Annotated in this window: 18 protein-coding genes; 10 read left to right on the top strand and 8 right to left on the bottom strand. The window is 48.6% G+C overall.

The annotated features are described in order from the left end of the window. Positions 1-235 precede the first annotated feature (235 nt). The 5 genes from ABT56_RS19995 to ABT56_RS20015 all read left to right on the top strand — a co-directional run bounded on the left by ABT56_RS19995 (position 236) and on the right by ABT56_RS20015 (position 4,997). A complete protein-coding gene (locus ABT56_RS19995; protein ID WP_047880678.1) occupies positions 236-1,078 on the top strand; it encodes an ABC transporter ATP-binding protein in 843 nt (280 codons plus the stop codon). Beyond that, on the top strand, positions 1,075-2,028 hold the full coding sequence (locus tag ABT56_RS20000; RefSeq protein ID WP_047880679.1) for an ABC transporter ATP-binding protein: 954 nt from the start codon (positions 1,075-1,077) through the stop codon (positions 2,026-2,028). Before ABT56_RS19995 ends, ABT56_RS20000 begins: the two co-directional genes overlap by 4 nt. Then, positions 2,025-2,510 carry a hypothetical protein gene (locus tag ABT56_RS20005; RefSeq protein ID WP_047880680.1) on the top strand — a complete coding sequence of 162 codons (486 nt, stop codon included), beginning with the start codon at positions 2,025-2,027 and terminating at the stop codon, positions 2,508-2,510. The genes ABT56_RS20000 and ABT56_RS20005 overlap by 4 nt, the downstream gene beginning before the upstream one ends. 255 nt (positions 2,511-2,765) lie before the next feature. After that, positions 2,766-3,992, top strand: a complete 1,227-nt coding sequence (locus ABT56_RS20010) for a D-alanyl-D-alanine carboxypeptidase family protein (RefSeq protein ID WP_053062585.1) — start codon at positions 2,766-2,768, stop codon at positions 3,990-3,992. Between the two features lie 213 nt (positions 3,993-4,205). Then, positions 4,206-4,997: a nucleotidyltransferase domain-containing protein gene (locus tag ABT56_RS20015; protein ID WP_047880681.1), complete on the top strand. Its 792-nt coding sequence runs from the start codon at positions 4,206-4,208 to the stop codon at positions 4,995-4,997. Positions 4,998-5,095: 98 nt separating this feature from the next. Here ABT56_RS20015 and sgrR read toward each other — a convergent pair whose 3' ends face one another. The 3 genes from sgrR to fdhF form a co-directional block, all read right to left on the bottom strand. Beyond that, the gene (gene sgrR / locus ABT56_RS20020) at positions 5,096-6,799 is read right to left on the bottom strand and encodes an HTH-type transcriptional regulator SgrR (protein WP_047880682.1); all 1,704 of its coding nucleotides are present in this window, start codon (positions 6,797-6,799) and stop codon (positions 5,096-5,098) included. Between the two features lie 300 nt (positions 6,800-7,099). Then, positions 7,100-7,489 (bottom strand): hypothetical protein, encoded by a 390-nt coding sequence (locus ABT56_RS20025; protein WP_047880713.1) that lies wholly within the window; start codon positions 7,487-7,489, stop codon positions 7,100-7,102. Between the two features lie 512 nt (positions 7,490-8,001). Continuing rightward, the gene (gene fdhF / locus ABT56_RS20030; protein WP_047880683.1) at positions 8,002-12,156 is read right to left on the bottom strand and encodes a formate dehydrogenase subunit alpha; all 4,155 of its coding nucleotides are present in this window, start codon (positions 12,154-12,156) and stop codon (positions 8,002-8,004) included. Positions 12,157-12,510: 354 nt separating this feature from the next. On the opposite strand from fdhF, the gene ABT56_RS20035 reads away from it, so the two are divergent. Continuing rightward, positions 12,511-13,470, top strand: coding sequence for a chemotaxis protein CheV (locus tag ABT56_RS20035; RefSeq protein WP_047880684.1), 960 nt, complete (start codon positions 12,511-12,513; stop codon positions 13,468-13,470). Between the two features lie 170 nt (positions 13,471-13,640). On the opposite strand, the gene ABT56_RS20040 is transcribed toward ABT56_RS20035, so the two are convergent. Further along, the gene (locus tag ABT56_RS20040; protein WP_047880685.1) at positions 13,641-13,865 is read right to left on the bottom strand and encodes a hypothetical protein; all 225 of its coding nucleotides are present in this window, start codon (positions 13,863-13,865) and stop codon (positions 13,641-13,643) included. 95 nt (positions 13,866-13,960) lie between these two features. Beyond that, positions 13,961-14,701, bottom strand: a complete 741-nt coding sequence (gene pdsO / locus ABT56_RS20045) for a sortase-associated OmpA-like protein PdsO (RefSeq protein WP_047880686.1) — start codon at positions 14,699-14,701, stop codon at positions 13,961-13,963. A 220-nt stretch (positions 14,702-14,921) separates the two neighbouring features. Between pdsO and pdsR the strand changes: the two genes are divergently transcribed. From pdsR to ABT56_RS20060, 3 genes are all read left to right on the top strand, one after another. Further along, positions 14,922-15,608: a proteobacterial dedicated sortase system response regulator gene (gene pdsR / locus ABT56_RS20050; RefSeq protein WP_047880687.1), complete on the top strand. Its 687-nt coding sequence runs from the start codon at positions 14,922-14,924 to the stop codon at positions 15,606-15,608. Between the two features lie 49 nt (positions 15,609-15,657). Beyond that, positions 15,658-17,805 carry a proteobacterial dedicated sortase system histidine kinase gene (gene pdsS / locus ABT56_RS20055; protein ID WP_240478364.1) on the top strand — a complete coding sequence of 716 codons (2,148 nt, stop codon included), beginning with the start codon at positions 15,658-15,660 and terminating at the stop codon, positions 17,803-17,805. 546 nt (positions 17,806-18,351) lie between these two features. Further along, positions 18,352-19,002, top strand: a complete 651-nt coding sequence (locus tag ABT56_RS20060) for a hypothetical protein (RefSeq protein WP_053062586.1) — start codon at positions 18,352-18,354, stop codon at positions 19,000-19,002. Here ABT56_RS20060 and ABT56_RS20065 read toward each other — a convergent pair. From ABT56_RS20065 to ABT56_RS20075, 3 genes are all read right to left on the bottom strand, one after another. Beyond that, positions 18,986-19,276, bottom strand: coding sequence for a hypothetical protein (locus tag ABT56_RS20065; protein WP_157037931.1), 291 nt, complete (start codon positions 19,274-19,276; stop codon positions 18,986-18,988). The two genes, ABT56_RS20060 and ABT56_RS20065, sit on opposite strands and share 17 nt — an antisense overlap. 119 nt (positions 19,277-19,395) lie before the next feature. Continuing rightward, a complete protein-coding gene (gcvT, locus tag ABT56_RS20070; protein ID WP_047880690.1) occupies positions 19,396-20,550 on the bottom strand; it encodes a glycine cleavage system aminomethyltransferase GcvT in 1,155 nt (384 codons plus the stop codon). Between the two features lie 345 nt (positions 20,551-20,895). Continuing rightward, the gene (locus tag ABT56_RS20075; protein ID WP_047880691.1) at positions 20,896-21,531 is read right to left on the bottom strand and encodes a helix-turn-helix domain-containing protein; all 636 of its coding nucleotides are present in this window, start codon (positions 21,529-21,531) and stop codon (positions 20,896-20,898) included. 576 nt (positions 21,532-22,107) lie between these two features. On the opposite strand from ABT56_RS20075, the gene gcvH reads away from it, so the two are divergent. Then, the gene (gcvH, locus tag ABT56_RS20080; protein ID WP_047880692.1) at positions 22,108-22,488 is read left to right on the top strand and encodes a glycine cleavage system protein GcvH; all 381 of its coding nucleotides are present in this window, start codon (positions 22,108-22,110) and stop codon (positions 22,486-22,488) included. Positions 22,489-22,552: the final 64 nt, after the last annotated feature.

Genomic DNA, 22,552 nt, shown 5'->3' on the forward strand with positions numbered 1-22,552 from the left:
TGGATATCTTCATCCCATAAAGGTATTGAATACCCCCTTGTAAGATAACAAACAAATCAACATTGTGTTAACAAGTTGTATGCGTAAGCACAAGCCGACATGGATCTACCCGTAATTTGATGAAACACGCGAGCTATTTTTGTTAGTTCACTCTCTTTTTTGATCATCACCCCTTACATATAAATATAAATGATAATAATTTGCATTATGAATTAAATTTTGTTGGAGAAAACCAATGGAGCAGGCGTTTCATCCCGATCCAATCATTCAAATAAAAGATCTCGAAGTTACATACATCACCGACAACGGTGACTTTCAGGCTGTCAAGCGGGTCAGCTTTGATATCGGAAAAGGCGAAATTTTCGGTCTGGCTGGTGAGTCAGGCTGTGGCAAAAGCACCATCGCTTTCGCGATAAACCGCCTCCATAAGCCACCAGCGCTCATCACTCACGGGCAAATCCTTTTCCAAAAAAACAATCTTCTGGCTTTGACCGAGCAACAAATGGGGGTTGTTCGCTGGAAAGACATCGCGATGGTCTTCCAAAGTGCCATGAACTCCCTCAACCCCGTACTGCCTGTCGAAGAGCAGTTTGCCGATGTGATGCGCCACCATCTCGGCTATACCCGTCAACAAGCCAAGGAGCGTGCAGAAAAGCTGTTGGATTTAGTCAATATCCCACGCGAAAGGCTCAGTGAATACCCGCACCAGTTCAGTGGTGGTATGCGTCAGAGACTGGTTATCGCCATCGCATTAAGCCTCAACCCCAAGCTGATCATCATGGACGAACCTACCACCGCACTTGATGTCGTGGTACAGCGTGAGATTTTGCAACAGATCTTCACCCTGCAAAAAGAGTTCGGGTTCTCGGTTCTTTTCATCACTCATGATCTGGCATTAATGAGCCAACTTTGCCATCGAATCGCCGTTATGCGCCACGGCAACATTGTCGAAGTCAATACAGCCCATGAGATCCGCAATAACCCACAACACCCTTACACCCAAAAACTGTGGGCCTCATTCCCCAATATTCACGAAGAAGCCCACCATGTCAGTATCAGCGAGGATGTGACCGCATGACAATTCAAAACCTAGGCACCCCAACCATAGAATTGCGCAATGTCGTCAAGGATTTTACCGCCGGCGGCGGATTTGGCAGCCGCGATACATTCCGCGCCCTCAATAACATCAGCTTAAAACTCTACAAAGGCCGATCACTGGCATTGGTTGGCGAATCAGGATGTGGCAAAAGCACCTGCGCCCGGTTAATCACCAAAGTTCACAGCCCGTCATCAGGAGAGATCCTCTTTAAGGGCCAGAATATAGAAGAACTCAAGGGCCGCAAAGCCATGCTCGATTACCGTGGCAAGGTACAGATGGTATTTCAAGACCCGTTCGGCTCCCTAAACCCAACCCATACCATTGCCCACCACCTAACCCGACCACTTTTGATCCACAACCGAGTCAGCAACAAAAGCGAGATCCCAGCCAAACTGGAAGAGCTCCTCAACTTGGTAGAACTACCGAGTGAGCACCTCGCCAAATACCCCCATCAGCTAAGCGGTGGTCAGCGCCAGCGGATCAACCTAGCCAGAGCCATTGCCGTCGGTGCCGAGGTCATTTTGGCTGACGAGCCCACCTCAATGCTTGATGTCTCTATTCGTCTGGGGGTGCTCAACTTAATGCAAGAAATGAAAGAAAAAATGGACATCGGCTTTCTGTATATTACTCATGATCTGGCAACGGCCCACTATATCGCCGAAGAAACAGCCGTTATGTACCGGGGGCGAATCGTCGAATGGGGGGATACCCGCGAAATCCTGCGTAATCCAACCCATCCGTATACTCGACTTCTCATTTCTGCAGTGCCAGATCCCGATCTTCCTTTTGCCAATCTGATCGAGAGTGAACCAAACTATTCAGTAAGTGCCGATAAAATTCGCGCATTGAGCTTACAGCCGTCTGAAAAGGTAATCAAAGTCAACAGCAACCATTTTGCATTGTCGTGGAAGGAGGAAGCCGTCGCATGATCACCATCGAGTGTTGGTTAACACAAGTCCAAGAGTGCTATGCAAAGGCCGCAGCTGACAACAACGAATCCCATGTTGACGCGTTGCGCCAGATTATCAACCATGCGCCAAGCTCTCTTTTTGGCAACATTGAATCAGAACCGCACCGAGAGGCTATCGCCTATTGGTTTGATGTGTGCCAGCGTCTTAGCTGTTATTTTCGACACTCAGGTGAGTGGGATCTTTCCTATAACTACCTGCAATTTGCCTACAGTAAATTGCAGGCCATTGTGAGTGACCCCTTGCAAGACCCGGCCATAAAACGTTGGGGGATAAAAAAACTCGATCGAATGATCGTCAACATGCTCGAATTCTGCCAGCACCAACCAGACCCGCACTGGCAGACAGAAAGCGAATCGTTAATCGAACTGCATGTACGGTTTATGCAAGGACAGCAGCACAAAAACTTGGCTTACGAAACAGCCCCCGTACAGCAAAGATAACGCAACCAACATCGCTGTAAAACGGGCGGTTTACTGTATTAAGCCGCCTTTACTCATTGCTAGCACATCCCACTTTACGACCTAATCGCGAGATCCCACGCTACGAACTCCCACACTATGAACTATCTCCTACAACGGCATAGCGTGTATTACGCTCAAATATTCTGTCAATTTCTTACTATCAGATTAATCCTAAATAAAAATTTTTTACTAAGCTAATAGATGCAGCCATGAAGTAATAAGGGGTTCAATTTCATGCCAATAACATCCTTAGTGAGAGTCTGTCAGCTCTTTATCATCAGTACCGTAACCCTTCTTTCTGTTGATCACACCCACGCAGAACCCTTGCCGACCCAACCAGAAATCGCAGCAGAAGCATGGCTATTAATGAGCTATGAATCAGGTCAGGTGATCGCTGGGGACAATATCCATAAACCCCATGCCCCAGCCAGTTTGGTAAAAATCATGACCACCTACGTGGTGGGCAGAGAATTAGAATCTGGCCATATCCACGATGAGGATCTGGTTGTCATTAGTGAGAACGCCTGGGGGAAAAAATTTCCTGGTTCGTCCAAAATGTTTTTAAACGTGGGTGACGAAGTCAGCGTCAAGCATCTCAACCACGGGGTCATCGTCTCATCGGGCAACGATGCGACCGTTGCGCTGGCTGAACATGTTGCAGGCCACCAATCGGCCTTTGTAGAAATGATGAACCGCCACGCCGAACGCCTCGGCATGGACAATAGTTACTTCACCAACCCTCACGGGCTGGATGCCGACGAGCAAGCCACAACCGCTTATGATATTGCCTTGCTTACCCGCGCGCTCATTCAGGATCTGCCGACTATTTATCCCCTATTCAAGGAAAAAACCTTTACCTTCGGTAAAATCAAACAAGGCAACCGTAACGCTTTACTCTGGGATACCACCATCAATGTTGATGGGGTCAAAACAGGATATACCAAACAGGCCGGCTATAGCTTGGTCTCTTCTGCCGAGCAAAACGGGGAACGCCTGATCGCTGTTGTCTTGGGAACCAAGAGTGCAACCACACGAAGGACGGAAAGTAAAAAGCTGCTAACTTGGGGCTTTCGCTTCTATCAGGATATCGAACCACAGTTCAGTGGCAAGGAACTCGCCCCGCTTAAAGTATGGTACGGCTCTCCCTCCGCCATTAACCTGACCTTGGAAGACGGTGGGGTCATCACGGTCCCGCGTCGTCAGCGCAAGCAGATTGAACACAAGATTTATTACAACCATGATCTCGAAGCCCCCGTCGAAATAGGCCAGCCCGTGGGACGAGTCGAATGGTATCTCAACGATGAAATTATCGCAGAACGCGCTTTGCTGGCCAAAGAGGCATCCGTCGAAGCCCCTTGGTATAAAACCGCTATCGATTCAGTCTGGCGACCTGTAAATAAATGGTTCACCGAGCAGAACTGGGAGCCGGAAAAGACCACAACTGATTCAGCTACTCACTAGTCCCTTATTCACATGCCGATCAAATGTAATCTGTCAGTTTCTATTTGGAAGCTGGCAGATTATCAAACTCCCCCGCCTTTAAAGCCTGAAAACGTCATCGTCAACCTCTCAAAAGTATTGACAAAAATAAAATAAATCACGACTCTATAATGCTGCGTTAATTTTACCGCACTAGCTGTTGCAGCAGCTTTAACTGTTAAAGAAAGGTAAAATATGAAGTTTCCCAAATCTCTGCCATCTTCCCATCAGTCACTTCTTGAGCATATTGTGCAGAGCCTGTCACAAGATCACCGACTATGCGGTATTGGCTGTAGTGGTTCGTATGCCTCGGATACCATGGATCAATACAGCGATTTAGATATTGTTATCGCGATAGATCCGATGTTCTACCAAGAAGTCATGGCACAGCGTTTTGAAATACTAAAGCAATTTGAAAACATGCTGGCGGCCTTCACTGGGGAGCACGTCGGTGAACCTCGACTCATTATCTCTATCTTTGATAATAAAGAACTGGTACATGTCGATTTCAAATTTGTCTCTTTGCCTGACGCAGCAACACGTGTAGACGATACTCAGGTAATTTGGGAACGAGGCTCGCTACTTAGTGATGTATTTGCAACGGCTACTCCTCAGTATCCTCAGCCCGACCCGCAATGGATCGAAGACCGTATATGGATCTGGACTCATTACGCTGCGGCTAAAATTGCGCGTGGTGAGTATTTCGAAACCTTGGAATTTCTGTCTTTTCTTCGCATCAATGTCCTTTCTCCTCTGGCACTTAAACAAGCAGGGTTAACACCATCCGGCGTGAGGACTATCGAAAAGAGACTTCCTGCATTTGCCGACAAGCTACTTCACACCGTCGCAATGCCTGAACGTGATTCACTCAAATCAGCACTAATGCACTGTGTCTCAATTTATTTGGAATTACGGGACAACGAAAATATCGTCACCAATGACCGAGCCAAGGATGCATGCGTGAGGTATTTAACTGAGCAGGTATAATCAATTCTATCGCTCAGTCTCAAGCACCTCGCTTCATAGCTAATAGAAAACGACAAGGCACTCCCAAGGAGTGCCTTTATCGATTCATCCAATATTGCCTAGTCGTTATGTTCCGGTCGCATCCATACCGACTTAAAGTCAAACCATCCCATAGAGTTTGACTGCATCCCCTGTACGGCTCCGGTATCATCAACGCCAAGCCAGTTATGGAACAATGGCAATACCTGACCATACTCCACCAGCTTGGCCCCGAGCTGCTGGCATGGTGAGAGCTCTGATTTATCCCTGCGCCAGCTAACGACCATCGCTTCCAAATCTGCAAATTCAATCTCAGGCATCGCCCGTTGAATATGATCAAAACTAAAAAACCATGACAACAACGCATCATCCCGGTAGTTCAGAAGGCTTGTTCCTCCCAACCAGAAATCAATCTTGTCGGCATACTTGCCTTGCGCAATATCTGTCGTGGCAAGCTCCATCATTCTCAACTTAATCCCATCTTGAGCCAGTATATCGCGTATGGCCTCGGCCACATGCGGGTACACCGGATGCTGACTGGCAAAAGCAATCGTGACGGTTTTGAGTTTAGCGGGGATCGCGGCATTAAGAGACTGCAACGGCACATGTGCCCAACCAGGCAAGATACCGTAAGCATTGGTCAGGCGAAAATCCCCTATCTGCTCTTTGTTCAGACGTTGCAATATGCTTAAAGCATTAAGGCGAGACTGGAAATAGTGAAGCCACTCACTTTGTGCCGGTAAACCAGAGATTCGGTTGAACAGTAGGTAGTTACAACCCTCGTCGAGCTTCAACCGACTCGATACGCTGACCCCGGCAACCTGTGTAATATCTGACGCTGGCTGCAGGTAACATGACGCCACTTCAGAGAGCATCCAAATATCAACAACATCAATGAGGGCTCGAAATCCAAAATACTGATCGAAAGCTTCCAATTTGAACCGCTTGCTATCGTTTTGTATCACACGATAAGGCCCGGTACCGACCGGAAACAGCTCATTCTTATTGGCAAAATCCACATCGGCAGGTTGAACCATCGCAATAAGATTTGCCAGCAAGTCAGGGAAGCGGAAGTCATCGTACTCCAGATGAAAATCAATCGTGTTGCTATACGGCGCTTCGATAGACTCAATATGGCGGAACAAACGGTGGGTCTTAACCTGATTGAACGTTGCGATTATATCCGAGCTTGCCAGCAACCGACCGTCATGGAAACGCACCGACGGACGAATATAGAACCGCCAGTGACGGGGAGTGAGAGCCTCCCAATGATGGGCCAAATCACCTTCTACCTCCTCGCTTCCCTCATTAATACGGGTCAGGCCGTTAAATATCTGCCTAACAAGGTGCTGCTCAGAACGTCGCAGTGGTTGCAACGGGTTAAGATTGGTAAAAGCACGATAATACGGCAGGCGGACAATCTGCTTGCCGTGAGCGGTTGTATGACCCAATTGTTCCTGAATCAGCTGCGCAAGTTTATCGGCATTATTGCCTAGCGCTTCCAATGCAGGTTCAAGCTTGCCTTCTGCAACCAGTTTTCTTGCGTGGTTTTGCTGTAACTCTAAATCTGTGCTCAAAAAAACAAGGCTGGATTGCTTACCGCGTCCAACGGCAGGCTGCCAGTCGATCCACCCCTTTTCGACCATTTTATTAATGACCATACGAACGTTACGGCGGGTACAGAACAATACCTCGGCAATGTCTTGCAAATTGGTCTCAGAATCCTGACCGGAGAAGTGAGTGTAAAGACGTTGGAACTGGGCTTTTAACCTTGGGCCGCTCATAAAAAGGGGAAACCTATTTTTTCTATCCTAGAATCTTACTTCCTATTTTAACCTATCCCTGCTTAGCGACAAACAACACAAATAAAATCAACACTATTCCATGAATACCAACACATCAGGATCGGCAATTATCAGAACTTAGGCAGCTCCTATGTTTGACTTGCTATCGCCGTCAGGCCATCGAGATTGACACAAGAACGGCACTGACCGTGAAAATAGGAAACGGCTGGATGACAGGCATAAAAAACGGGCCATATAGGCCCGTTTCTTGAATCTATCGCGATACTAAACTGCGCGGTTTTATGCAGTTTTAGACTTGATTATTGTGTGAGAGATATCGCTCTTCTCGGTGGCACGCGCCATTTGGAACTCACGTAGCCTTGAGTAAAGGTAAGTCACAACAATAGAGAAGAACAAGTATGACAAGGAGAAGACAAACGGCGAATTGATCAGGTTAGCCTCAAGCCCCCACATCACACCGGTAATTGTCACACCGATCTTGGCCATCAACCCCATCAGCAACATCAATAGTGCCAGTTGTGGATAGCGCGTTGAGCAGCGAAACGCCAACCAGTAAGCCGTACCAACCGCAATAGCAGCTATACCAAAACCTGCCATAAAAGAGTGAAAATGTTCACCGGAAAGCACACCCGCCAAGCTTGAAAGAAGAAGAATAAGCCCTAATTTCATAATGACCTCGCAAGAAAATAAGAAATGCATCCCTTCAGCACGAATCAAATTTGCAATCTTATTTTCCCACCAAAGCGCCTCTTTATCTACCCCTGCCATTTCACAAAAATGAAACATTAACGTTTTGATTCATTCATTTACAATCTGCATCAACATAAACTATTGAAACTAGACCGATATCTATTTTTATGCTGCAAATCTCAAATTTACTATCATTTTGTAACAAATGATGCCAAATCAGAATATTCCAATCTATAAATCTAAGTTTTCAACTATAACGGCAAATGAACAACTAGATTCGGTAGTGATTTCGGTTGGTTATAGAATTAAATATCGAATTTAGCCAATAACTACAGAATCCTCCAAAATGTGAGACAGATCTAGCGCACAACCACCTAACTGGTGTTTTATTAACCATAAAAAAAGCCGCCTTCCCTCCTACTAAACGTAGTGAGAGAAGGCGGCTTCCAGCTAACAATCAGGAAACGAGATGTCTCCTGTTGGTATTATGCTCAGGCGTCAGCTTCTGCCATCACCTTTTCAAGTTTCACCGCTGCCACTTTGAACTCAGGGATCTTGGCATTTGGATCCGTCGCCGTATTCGTCAGCTTGTTCGCAGCCGCTTCCACAAAATGGAATGGTACGAAAACAACACCCGGCTGCATTCGCTTGGTCACAAACGCTGGCGTTTCAATACTGCCGCGGCGGGTCGAAACCCGAACCATCTCACCATTGCCCACACCCAATTTCTCAGCATCTACCACCGAGATCATGGCGCGCGGGCCAGCAAGGTTATCCAACCCTTTCGTCTTACGCGTCATGGTTCCCGTATGGAACTGTTCCAGCAGACGACCGGTAGTCAGAATCATCGGATACTGCTCGTCCGGTAGCTCAGCGGCATAACGGAACGGAACCGCCGCCATTTCACCTTTACCACGAATAAAGGTATCTTGGTGCATGATCCGGGTTCCCGGATGCTCCGCATCACGACATGGCCATTGGATACCATCACGGCCCACGCGGTCCCATGTGATACCGGCGTACTGCGGCGTCAGCTCGGTGATCTCTTTCGTGATCGCCTGAACACAATCGTAAGCCCAGTCACTGCCCATCGCATTGGCGATCATCTGAATGATCTGCCAATCTTCTTTGGCCTCACCCGGCGCCTTAACAGCCGGAGAAAGACGCTGTACACGACGTTCGGTATTGGTGAAGTGACCTGATTTCTCAGCAAACGAGAAGGATGGTAGTACCACATCGGCCAACTGAGCAGTCTCGGTCATAAAGATATCTTGAACCACCATGAAATCGAGGGTATCGATCGCTTCCAGCACGTGGTGCTGATCAGGATCACTCAGTACCGGGTTCTCGCCCATCACATACAAACCACGCACCTCGCCCTTGCAGGCCGCATCCATGATTTCTGTCAGGGTCAAACCTTTCTCTGCCGGCAGCTCTGGTCGATCCCATGCCTTGGCAAATTTCTGGTGGGCTTCAGGGTTGTAAACCTTCTGGTAACCCGGGAAGTCCGTCGGCAAGGCACCCATATCACAGGCACCTTGCACGTTAGACTGACCGCGAAGCGGGTTAATACCCCCGCCTTCGATACCAATATTGCCGCAGAGCATCTGCAAGTTGGCAATGGATCGAACATTATCGTGGCCTGTTGTATGCTGAGTGATACCCATTGAATAGTACACAGCGGTACGCTGTGCCGTACCGATCATTTCGGCCATCTTCAGCAAGTCAGCCTGCTTGACGCCAGTTACCAACTCGACATTGGCCGGAGAGTAATCCTCACGCATGACTTCGGCTTTCAGCACGTCAAAGCCATTCACACGCTCGGCAATATACGTGTCATCCTGCCAGCCGTTCTTAATGATTTGCTGCATCAAGCCATTGATCAGCATCACATCACTACCGGGACGATGGGCCACATACAACTGGGCGTGGTCGGCAATTCCCACCCGCTTTGGATCGGCAACAACCAAGCGTGCCTTACCACTGCGAACCGCTTGTTTGATATGCGAGGCAATAATCGGGTGAGCCGCCGTTGTATCAGAACCAATGATAAAAATTAGATCCGAATGGGCAATACTCGGAATGTCGTTGGTCATTGCCCCGCTACCCAGTGACGCTTCCAGCCCCGTTACCGTGGTGGAGTGACACAGGCGAGCACAGTGATCGAGGTTGTTCGTTCCCAATTCACGGCGCACAAATTTCTGAAACGCGAAGTTATCTTCGTTGGTTGTCTTGGCAGACGAGAAACCCGCCAGCGCATTACCGCCGTGGGCAGCCTTGATGCCTGAGAACTTATCGGCAACCAGCGTAATCGCCTCATCCCAGCTTGCTGGCTCGAGCTTGCCGTTTTTGCGGATCAACGGCTGGGTCAAGCGCTGCTCGCTCTGGATAAAGTCAAAACCAAAACGCCCTTTCACACACAGCATACCTTGGTTTACCGGTGAGTCTTTGGCGCCTTGTACATAGCGGATCTTGTTTGTTAATTCGTCAACAAACATCGTCACCTTACAACCAACACCACAGTAGGTACAGATGGTATCGACAGGCTTGAGCATCTCGATACGGCCCTGCGATTTATCGCGGGCATCCACCAGCGCACCGGTCGGACATACCTGAACACATGCCCCACACTGCACACAGTTGGAATCGCCCATCAGTTTGCTATCGGCAAACCCCGGACGGCATTCCGGGCGCTTGGCACTGGTACCGTCTTCGTTTTTCAGGAAGCTCAATACACCCTGTACCGCTTTTTCGTTACAGATATCAACACACTGACCACAACTGATACAGCGGTTGGCATCAAAAACGATAAATTCAGAACTGGTATCAACCGCAAATTTCTGGCACTCCGCCATGTCTTCCGGTTGTTGCTCCGCCTGATACTCGGTCGCAAAGTCACGCAGCTTACAGTCGGTATTGGCCTGACAGCCACACTCCAGACAACGTGCCGCTTCGCGCATTGCCTCTTCGTTTACAAAACCCGTTTCCACTTCGCTAAAGTTCAACGCGCGTTGCTCGGTAGTCAGCTCAGGCATGATGGCACGCATCGCCTTCTGGATCCCTGCAAACTGGGCCGGATCAACCTGCTTAACTTTCTTTGCCTTCTGCGAGTTAAATTGCTTAACTGGAATGTGCTCCATCGTGCCGTGCAGGAAACGATCAATCGCTTCGGCAGCAATACGGCCATCAGCCACTGCCTCGATCGCCGTTGCCGGGCCGCGACGAAAATCACCGATACTAAAAATATTATCGACACCCGCATGCATGGTATGCGGGTTAGATTCAGACGTCGACCAGCGAGTCAGCGGCAGCTCTACATTATCGTTATCGAGGAATGACAAGTCCGGTTGCTGGGAAACAGCTGAAATTACCGTATCAAAATGCTCGGTAAAGTATTCGCCCGTCGCTTCTGGACGGCGACGACCAGAGGCATCAGGCTCACCCAGCGCCATGATTTCCAACTTCACCTCGGTAACACGGCCGTTTGCATCGGCAATGTTTTCAACCGGATTAGTCAGGAAGTGGAACTTGACCCCCTCGTGCTCGGCTTCGACAATTTCATAGTCTTCGGCTGGCATTTCATCGCGGGTACGGCGGTAGATCAAAGTAGTATCGGCACCAGCGCGTACCGCTGTGCGCGCACAGTCAATAGCGGTATTACCACCACCAATCACGGCAACTTTCTTGCCTGTGGTGTAGTTCTGGGCGGTTACATAATCTTTGAGGTAATCAACACCTAGGTAGCAACCATCAAGATCACTGCCGGTATAGTTCATTTCAACGGCTTTGGATGCGCCGACGGCAAGACATACTGCGTCGTAATCCTTGGTAAGAGCAGACAGCAAAATATCCTGACCCAATGTCTGCTCGGTCTTGATTTGCATCCCGTTACGACAGATAAGCGCGATCTCTTTATCCAAAATCGCTTTTGGCAGACGGTATTCAGGAATACCATAACGTAGCCAACCACCCGCTTTAGGCATCGATTCAAAAACTGTGACGTTGTAACCTTCGTTACTCAGGTAGTAACCACAGCTCAAGCCACCAGGGCCACTGCCGATAATGGCGATATTCTTGCCCTTGTCTGCTTTACGTGGCGGTACGTACTGCTCTTGGGCCTCAAGATCGATATCCGCAGCATGACGTTTAAGCTGACGAATAGCCAAAGGCTCATCAACCAAGCCACGTCGACACTCCGACTCACAAAATGCCGGGCATACACGACCGATAGAGAGCGGCATCGGCAGGGTACGCTTAATCACTTCGACGGCTTTTTGGTGATCGTTTTGGGCGATGTGGTACAAGTAGGACTGAATATCAACGCCTGCCGGACAGGCCGTTTGGCACGGAGCCTCACAGTCGGCATAGTGATCAGACATAATGCGGTTAAGCGCATTGCGTCGGTGCTCGGACAGTGACTGGCTCTGCGTCTGGATAACCATCCCCGCATCGGCGTTTGCCTCGCAGGCACGCATCATGCCCTGCCCTTCAACTTCAACCATACACAGGTCGCAAGGCACTTTCTCACCATTGCGGTTCAATCCACACAATGATGGAATTTCAATTTGGTGTGTGTTTGCGACATCCAGGATCGTCTGCTGCCCATTAACAGCAATCACCTTCCCGTCTATAGTGACATTACTCATAGTTGCCTCATTCTGTTGCTGGCATTGCACCGTGTATTGATTTAACACGTTATTTCAATATCGAATATTTATTCCTTTTAAGGTTCAAGCCTTAACAGGGGGGATGGTGCAATGCTCAGGACAATGGCGTAAAGCACTGCTTTATCAATGCCTCACTCGCCGATCATCTTTTAGTTATCGGGCAAACCTACCATACACGGCATAAAATTCCTTGATTTGAGACATTTCAACTATTTTTTTCCATTGCTAAAAAAGAATTGAAGCATAAACAAGATGCATTAGAGGCGTGACTTTGCTGCACTGATGGATTTATAATTTGCTGATAATTCTAAAAGTTATAGATATGAGTAAAGAATGGCAACAATCTTAGATTCAGTGGACCAGCGTACCCAGCTTGTGGGTGAGAACCGCTTAGAGCTGTTGATTTTCCAGCTCCATACTTCGCAGCTTTTCGCCATTAACGTTTTTAAGGTCAAAGAAGTCGTTAAACTGCCTAAGCTGAATCTATTGCCGGGCTCCCACCCCAATATTTGTGGTGTTGCCAATATTCGTGGTAGTTCCATCCCTGTGATTGACCTGAGACAAGCCATTGGGATGCGTCATTTTGATGATGACAAAGACAGCAACATCATTATCACTGAATACAACCGTTCTGTGCAGGCTTTCATGGTCGGGCAGGTGATGAACATCGTGAACCTGACCTGGGCTGATATTCAGCCGCCACCAAAACATGTAGGCCGCAATAACTATTTGACGGCGATTACCAAGCTCAACCGTGACGGTGTGGATCGCTTGGTCAGCATTATTGACGTAGAAAAAGTACTCGCGGAAATTATCGACTACGATATTCAAATTTCTGAAGATGTGCTCGATACGACGATCGTCAACCATTTTCATGGCCGCAAGGTGTTGATTGTCGATGACTCCTCAACAGCCCGCGCCCAAATCAGGGATACGCTTGGCCAGTTGGGGTTAGACGTTATCGAAGCCAGTGATGGCTTGAAAGCCCTAAACCTACTCAAAGAGTGGTGTAATGAAGGCAAAAACGTCAATGATGAAATCCTGATGATGTTCACCGATGCTGAAATGCCCGAAATGGATGGCTATAAGCTAACCCATGAAATTCGCAATGACCCGCGAATGAGCGATTTGCACATTGCGCTCAATACCTCATTGAGTGGTAGCTTTAACGAAGCCATGGTGAAAAAAGTCGGCTGTAACCGCTTTATTTCCAAATTCCAACCAGACCTGCTGGTTCAAGTGGTTCAAGACCGCTTGCGTGAAGTGCTTGAGGGAACATCAACGACAGCGTAATTCATTTACCTGCCATCTCCCTCTTTAACCGGGTACATGACGACTGTCGTGTTCCCGGTTATTAGCAATACACCAAGCTGAAGTGCAAGACAGAGAGCTTCAGCAGCAGATGTATAAACTCCCCGTTATCAAAACTGATCCCACTTGCCTGCACAATCGCTAAAAGTCGCTCAACCATGATTCGCCTCCTGCGCGCGAGGCTGTGGAATATGCTGCTCGATATCTAGTTCACTGTCTCCCCATGCATAGATCACCTGTCCATCCACCGTGGTGATACGTTGTTCCGTGATATCATCGCCCTTCAATGAAATTTGCATGGTCATCATCACGGCTAATATTAGTGACATACCCCAGGTAAAGGCCCCCTCAGGGGCCAGTTTGCTTGCCTGTTCCATACTTTCAAACCCTTCTCTTCAAGTTTGCGCTGCCATGCCTATGCGCAGCGCTAACCATAAATTTGACAACAGTGCTACCTACAATGGATTGATGATTAATTGCTTTGCTGCGCAGTCTGAACATGGCCAGACAAGCTACGAAGTGTTACGCGGCGGTCAAAGAAATCACTTTCAAAATTCTGCTCACCGGCAAGTGGCTGCTTATCACCAAAGGCACCGGTAGTTAGTTGATCAGCCGGTACACCCTGCTGTTCCAAGTAGTTGCGCACAGCAGCGACTCGACGCTCAGAAAGAGTAAGGTTTTTATCAACACTACCGCGACGGTCAGCAAATCCAGCCAGCTCCCAGCGAATCGCCGGTGAATGTTTCATAATTTCCGCAACCTCATCAAGCTGTGACTGGAACATAGGTTCAATGGCTTCAGAGCCCGTACGGAAATGCACATTCATTTCCAGTGCAAGTTCAATATCGCGTTGCTCATTGAGCAATTCGTAGCGCTCTTGTTCCAAGCGGGCAATTTCAAGTTGAGCCTGATTATATTTCTGGCTAATACGTTCTAGTTCCTGGTTGCGTGCGGTCACTTCTACCAATTCTTCGTCTTGGGCCTTAATGTAATCGTCCTGGCCGATTGCCGTACCGACAATCCCGCCGACCATGGCGCCGACCACCGCACCTAGTGGACCGCCGACAGCGGCACCCACGGCTGCACCAGAACCAATACCCACTAGTTGCTCTTGCTGGCCAACCTTATAGCTATCATCGTTTGACGCTGCGTTTGCCAAAGGAGAGATAAGTAGGCTTGTTGCGATAAGTGTAGAAATTAGCTGCTTTTTCATTTTGTGTTCCTCATCGATATTGTTTGTTGTATTGGCTGTCTGCCGTTTCGATGAGGTAATTAAACCAAGTCTTTCTGGCAATGCTGAGGACAAAAAAAGGCAATGTAGTGATCAATTGTGGCAAAAAAATGGCAATTACCCTATTTGCCCCACTCCCCCTTTCCAGCTACCTAAATTGCTGTATAGTCGCGATATATAGCCATATAACGACACTATCATTATGAAAAAAATTGCCATTGTCGAAGACGAAACCGCGATCCGCGAAAACTACATCGATGTCCTAACCAAACAAGGCTACCACGTAGTCGGCTACGATAATCGCCCCGACGCCCAGACAGCCTTTCAACAGCAGATCCCCGATTTGGCGATCATAGATATTGGTCTGAAAGACGAAATCGACGGTGGTTTCACCCTTTGCCAATCTTTGCGCGCTCTGTCGGCCACCGTGCCAATCATCTTCCTAACCGCCCGTGATAGTGATTTTGATACCGTGTGTGGTTTGCGTATGGGTGCCGACGACTACCTGACCAAAGATATCAGCCTACCGCACCTCGTTGCCCGAATTGCGGCACTGTTTCGCCGTAGTGACCTGATGTCGACCCCGACCGAAAAAGATACCTTGCTCGAACGCGGCCCTTTAACTATCGACAGGAACAAAATGCAGGTTTTCTGGAACCAGAACCTCATCGATCTCACTGTGACTGAATTTTGGATGGTCTACGCCCTCGCCAAGCGACCAGGGCATGTAAAAAGCCGCCACGACTTAATGGACGAAGCGCAAGTTGTGGTTGATGACAGCACGATTACCTCCCATATCAAACGTATCCGGAAAAAATTCATTCAATTCGACGCCGAATTTGATTGCATCAACACCGTTTATGGCATGGGCTACCGCTGGGGGGCATAACTTGGCATCTATCACTCGTCACAAACTACGCTTTGGCATCAGGAGCAAAATGATCCTGATCGCCTGCCTGCTCTTTACCCTGCCGTGGTTTGGCTACAACTATGTGCTGGAAATGGAAAAACTGCTGCGTCAGGGGCAGGAGCAGACCCTGATCGGTACAACGCGGGCGGTTGCAACGGCACTCAACGAGCGTCCGAACCTCTTTAGCGCCCAAGCGAGTTTCCTTCGCTCGGTCGAAAAAGGGCGAGATCTTTATGCCTACGAGCTCTCTACTCCTATCACACTCGATGGCGAGCTCAATGATTGGGCCGACTATGATGGCCAATTGCTCGACTATGGCAGCGATTACATTCAATTCAGTCGCCTGCCCTACAACAGCAATACCCTGACATTTCGCCATGTCGTCGGTAAATACGACGGCTACCTATACGCGGCTTTTGATGTGACCGACCCCCGACTGGTATATCGCCGCAAGGACTCAAGCCGAGTTGATCGCAATGATCACCTGATCATAGGTATGACCTCACCGAAAGGTGAGTTTCATCGTTATGCCATTGCCCCCTACGAAAGCGGCTGGATTAACGCATGGCAAATTGTAGACGATGGCGATACAACCATCCCTCTCTCTCAGGATCACCTCGTTCTTGAAAGCAAAATCCACGGTTTCTGGCGCGCCACAGATAAAGGATACAATGTTGAGCTTCGTATACCGCTGGATATGCTGGGTAACAAATTGGGCTTTGCCTTTTATGACGTCAATAGCCGTACCAACCGGGATATCGACACCATCATAGGGACGTCCAATACTAGCCGCGCCAACAAGCTAGGGACGATTCTCGTCCCCTCGCCAGAAATCGAACAGATCCTCAAAGGTATTGGCCACACCAGTTCACGGATCTGGGTTATCGACCGCCACCAGCGGGTGCTGGCACAAACCGGCAATATTCAGCAATCCAATGGTGTTTGGTCATCATCGGTGAAATATGGCGATAACAATGATTCGTGGTGGGCAAAACTCGAAGAAAGCGTACTACACCCTCTGTACTACCGTTATTTGCTCAGCGAGCCCCAACCCTTCCATGACGATCTCAAAGATGCGGCCAAAGTGGATGGTGTTCATATTATTCAGGCGCTCAAAGGACGAGGCTACTCATATTGGCGTCAATCCGATGATGGCAAGGCAGTGATCTTGGCGGCAGCCTACCCAATCTGGCTAGACAATAAAGTGATGGGAGCGGTTGTTGCCGAAGAGTCCACCGTCGGTATTCAAACCCTCAAAAACCGGGCAATGGAAAAGCTGCTCAATGCCATGCTGGCGATTATTATCGTCGGAACGCTGACCCTGTTTTTGTTTGCGTCGAAAATATCAGGGCGGATCCGCCGTCTGCGGGACGAGGCCGAGCAGGCTATCGACAGCCAGGGGCGCATTTGCCAAGCCATTACACCGCTCAAGCAGCACGATGAAATCGGAGACTTGAGCCGGAGCATGGCGGATATGGTCAACCGACTCGGTCAGTACAACCATTATCTCGAGAATCTGTCCTCGCGCCTCTCCCACGAATTGCGAACCCCCGTTGCAGTGGTACGCTCGTCGCTTGAGAACTTGTCCATGCACAACCTAGATGCAGAGTCTGAACGCTATATCGACCGCGCCCAAGAAGGCGTCCAGCGTCTGAGCACGATTCTTTCCAGCATGACCGAAGCAACGCGGATAGAACAAAGCCTGCAAAGTGCCGACAAAGAAACCTTCCCTTTCAACGAATTGGTCGAAGGCTGTATGCACGGTTACCAGCTTGCCTATCCGGAGCAAGCCTTTAGCGTGAAAACAACCAAAACGATGATCCACGGAGCGCCAGATCACCTTGCCCAACTGCTCGACAAACTGATAGCCAACTCAGTAGATTTCAGCGAAAGCGGCACGCCCGTCGAAGTGACATTAAGCAAGCTCCAACGAACAGCCTTCCTAACCATTCGTAATACCGGGCCATTGCTGCCCGACGAAATGGCTGGGCAGCTGCTCAATTCAATGGTCTCAGTCAGGGAGCAAGAGAACAAAGGCAAGCCACACCTTGGCCTTGGTCTTTATATCGCGCGCTTAATTACAGAGTTCCATGAGGGGAGAATCACGATCACCAACCGTCAGGACAAACGAGGCGTAGAGGTGATTATCGCGCTGCCTTGCCAAGGTGAAGAATAGAGCATAAACCCCAGTAAAATTTTGGCAGGACAAGACGGCAATGCCAGACATACCGGCAAAAAGGGGATAAAAAACAATAAAGTTACAGTAACGGAGTGAAGCACTATCGCAGTGCTTTGCTCCATTTACTCACGCCATAACCGCCGCTGAAAAAAGTCCAACGGCCGCAAATATAGCCACAATAATTAATACAACTTCGAAAACCCCATCTCGCATAGACGCTACTCTTCTCAACAACAACACAATACGGCAATTGCAGACCAACGTCGTAACTACCTCTCATCCAATATACGCCCGGAGGCTAAATCCAAGCTGAACAATTTCCATGAGGGAAAACACTGTAAAACCTGATAATTGTCACAGAATAGAGCGCTCTAATGCTAAGCAGCGTACGAAATTTCCAGACTAGATCCATACAAATGCATAAAGATATTGTATCGCGACTAAAAATTCCGGATAAACACAAGCTCTAATACAATAGTCAGACTAAAAACACTCAATAATTACGTTGGAAAATAATTCAATAACCAAAAGGATATGAGCGAAATGAAAAAGTGGCAGCTATCCATGGCAGCCTGCTGCCTCGTTGTATCATGCCAACTCCACAGCGAGCCTTTTCCGCTCAACCAATATAATGCTCTTCAGATACTCGCCAATTTCCATGTCAGTACCGCCGAACTCCCTGTTTCGCTACCTGAAAACCCTGTTACTCTAAATGGCGAAGATCTCAACGATAATCAAATACGCGATGATTTCGAGCGGGCCTTGCTGGAACAATACTCTCAGCCAGAATATGTTGCCCTTGCCTTACTTGCTGCTCAGCAATGGAAAACATTACTGCGCGGAAACCGCATCGATAGCGATAAGCCCTTTTCGCCATATTTTGCGATTACTTTGCTTCAACAACTTGAAGCTATTGATACCTGCTATACCAACCTGACTAAAACCCACCCTAACCTGATATCGCCACAGCAATTTTATTTCAACAGCGCTGTACGTAAACAACAACAAACCAAACAACTTGCCGAACTAAAATCAACCGCAGCCAAATTACCGAGCCTTTATCAATACGGGCAATCACAGCGTAAAGCCAGACCATGCTATGTTTTCGGTGAATTGTTAGACGTTGTCTTACCTACTGAGTATGAAGAACTAGACACAGCTCGCTCTTCTCCGAAGGTCATTCAGCGTCTTTAACATTATCATCCGCGGCTTCAGACGGTGGCGACTGCCAGATCTCTTCCGTTAAGCTATTGGTCTGCGCCATCAATTCCTCTTCCTTCTGGGCTATAGCTCGATACTGGGACTCGCACACGGCACGGGTAATGTCATCATCACCAAACTGGCTGGTACACCGAGTCATATATTCATCAAACGGCATTAATACAGACTCGGAAAATACCGGGGCTATCGCAGAGCAGACAAACAAGCTAACCCCCAATGTACTGTTCACTATGATTTTATGCTGCATACTTACTCCCCTCTCTTTATACCCAGTAAAGTCACCACACCACTTTTTTGCCACTGCGAAAATGAGAAAAGGAGCCAATCGGCTCCTTTTCTTCGTTGTTATTAACGTCTGTGGAACAATCACTTACCACGGAAATAGTTTTGCGGTACGAAAGGCATCTTCTCCACAACCATCGGCAGTTTCTTACCACGCACCTCCGCAAAGACCTCTGTACCGATAGAAGAAAAGTCACTCTGCACATAGGCCATTGCAACAGGCTGCCCCTTGGTTGGACCAAAGGTTCCGCTGGTCACCACACCAATCTCATTATTGTCAGCATCGAACAAGCGGCTTCCTTCACGCACAGGTGCTTTCGATAACCCCAGCAAACCAACCCGCTTACAGGCAACATCCTTGGTTTTGATCTGATCCAAAATGACATCGGCACCGGGGAAACCACCAGCTCGCTCGCCATCGGCACGGCGCGGCTTGCTGATCCCCCATAACAGGCTGGCCTCAACTGGCGTCGTCGTCGTATCAATATCATGGCCATACAAGCACAAGCCACATTCGAGCCGCAGTGAATCGCGCGCCCCCAAACCAATCCACTCTACCTCTTCCTGACTAAGCAACTGACGTGCAAGCCTCTCAGCATCTGCGGCCGGAACCGAAATCTCGTAGCCGTCCTCACCGGTATAACCCGAGCGGCTCACCAGGCACTCCACGCCCAACAATTCAATGGCCGCGGCATCCATAAATACCATTTGCCCAACGGCGGGATTCAGCCTTGCCAGTACCTCGGCAGCCTTAGGCCCCTGCAAGGCCAGCAGAGCGCGATCCTCTATCACCTCAAGCAAAACATCATTAGGCAAGCCGGTCTGAATATGGGCGATATCCTGATCCTTGCAGGCGGCATTCACAACAACAAAGAGATGATCGCCAAAGTTGGTCACCATCAGATCATCCAAGATCCCGCCTTGATCATTGGTAAAAAATGCATAGCGCTGCTTGCCTACAGGAAGGTCGATAATATCAACCGGAACCAATGCCTCCAGAGCCTTAGCCGCATTGGCACCGTGCAGCCTGAGCTGCCCCATGTGGGAAACATCGAATAACCCTGCCGCTTGGCGGCAGTGAATGTGCTCCTTGCGTACACCCAATGCATATTGCACGGGCATCTCGTACCCGGCGAACGGGACCATTTTTGCCCCCATTTCAACATGAAGGGCATGAAGCGGTGTGAGCAGTAATTCTTGAGACGGGCTTTCATTTGAAGACAGTTCATTTACGGACATGCTTACGTTTCTCCATACACCGCCATTGCCCGGCCAGCACAGGTTGCACCAGCGGGTTAACGGTTCATTCCTCAACCTATTGTAATTACTATGTTAAACATGAATGACTATAATAAACAAAGTTTCTTTTAGGGATTGCTGCCGGGGATCACACATTCCTGACCCAGCCTAAAATCACAAAAATTTTACATCCAAGCCAAATATCGCGAGCCTTCGAGATCCTGTCAGACTGAGCGCGCATTACCTATTGTTAAAAACACCCTCACCAAATAGCAGGCTGATAACAACCACCCAGTCCGCGAGGCAGACACGCACAAACCGGCAAGCACCTTCTGGTAATCAGGCTCAAGATGCCGTCACCCAAAGTATCAACGCATCATGGACACTATTTGATATCAGCATATGGCCCATATTGGCGTCGTAGTAGACAGAATCCCCTTCCAGCAAAACAACCGGTTCGTAAAACTCCGAGTAAAAGACAATCTCACCATCGAGCACCAGCAAAAACTCCTCACCGTCATGCCTGATCCAGTCAGGATAATCTTCAAGACTACGCGCCCTGACACGGGACTTAAACGGCATCATTTTTTTATTGGTCAACTGGGTGGCTAACAGTTCATGTTCATAGGTTGTGGTTGGGTGCGCCTTGCCCTGTCCTCGGCGGGTGATATCCCGCCGACCGGTTGCCGCAATTTGCTTTGGTGGCTCAAAAAGCTGTGGAATATCAACCTCTAATCCTAACGCTAACTTCTGCATCGCCTGAAAGGTTGGTGATATCTGCTCGTTTTCAATCTTTGACAGGGTGGAGCGCGCCAGACCGGTTCGCTTGCTGGCTTCCTCCAGTGTCAGGCCACTGGCAATCCGAATTTCCTTGAGCCTTTTCCCCAGCTGCAACGGTTCTATTTTGCTGTTTTTATCAGCATCCTGCGCTTTGACGACACTCATCGACGGATAAATATCAACTGGCTGTTCATCACTCATACCACCCATCCTTGGTTGTGCTTTGTACGGTCATACTGACATAGCCAAGAGGAAACCGTAATACCACCCCTGTGAAAACTATGACCAAATTAGCATATTTGAAATTTTATCTATAATCGGAAACAAGCCCACTTCTTCATCATATTTGTGAGGCATAGCCGCGACCACGATTAACGAAAGATTTACTATCAATCTCAACATCGACACCTTACCGCCCATGCCTTTGGCAACATTTGCAACAATAAAAACACACCGCAACAATCGTAATGTTTAACGAAAAGTTGCACGGATTTTAGAGTTACGGGTGACAAAAGGCAAACGTTTGCGTAAGCTTGATGGCATTAAAGTACACATTGTTCCACTATTGGAAATTTTTGTGTGATGGGATATTTATAGAACCACATGTTAATCAGTTGTTGGGTTGAAAGCCGCCATACCCTACTGACTGCAAATGGTAACTGATTGACATTCGTACAAATTACACAAAGCACACATAGGCTATTTCACCGCCGCCAATGCAAGATTGCCGGTGGCAAAACAACAAAATCTGCGAAAAGATTGCGCAAGGAGTTTTACATGGAAAATACACTGAAGTTCACTGATAGCCACGAGTGGGTTCGCGACAATGGTGACGGAACCATCACCATGGGGATTTCCGCCCACGCTCAAGGGCTACTTGGTGATGTTGTATTTGTTGATCTTCCAGAAGTGGGCGACGCTACCGAGGCTGGCGAATCATTCTCTTTAGTGGAATCGGTAAAGGCCGCCTCAGACATCTATGCCCCTGTCACCGGTGAAATTATCGAGATTAACGAAGAGCTGGAAGAGAGCCCAGAACTCGTTAACGAAGAACCTTACGAAGGCGGCTGGATTGCCCGCATCAAAGTGACCGATGCCGAAGAGCTCGGCAACCTGATCGGCGGCGAACAGTACCTTGCCTCTTTAGAAGAAGACTAAGCATACTTCCGGGTCATCGCGCCCGGAAGTTTTATCGCTCTCGCCTCCCCTTCGCTATTGCATC

This window comes from Photobacterium aquae (genome assembly GCF_001029445.1).
Taxonomy (GTDB): domain Bacteria; phylum Pseudomonadota; class Gammaproteobacteria; order Enterobacterales; family Vibrionaceae; genus Photobacterium; species Photobacterium aquae.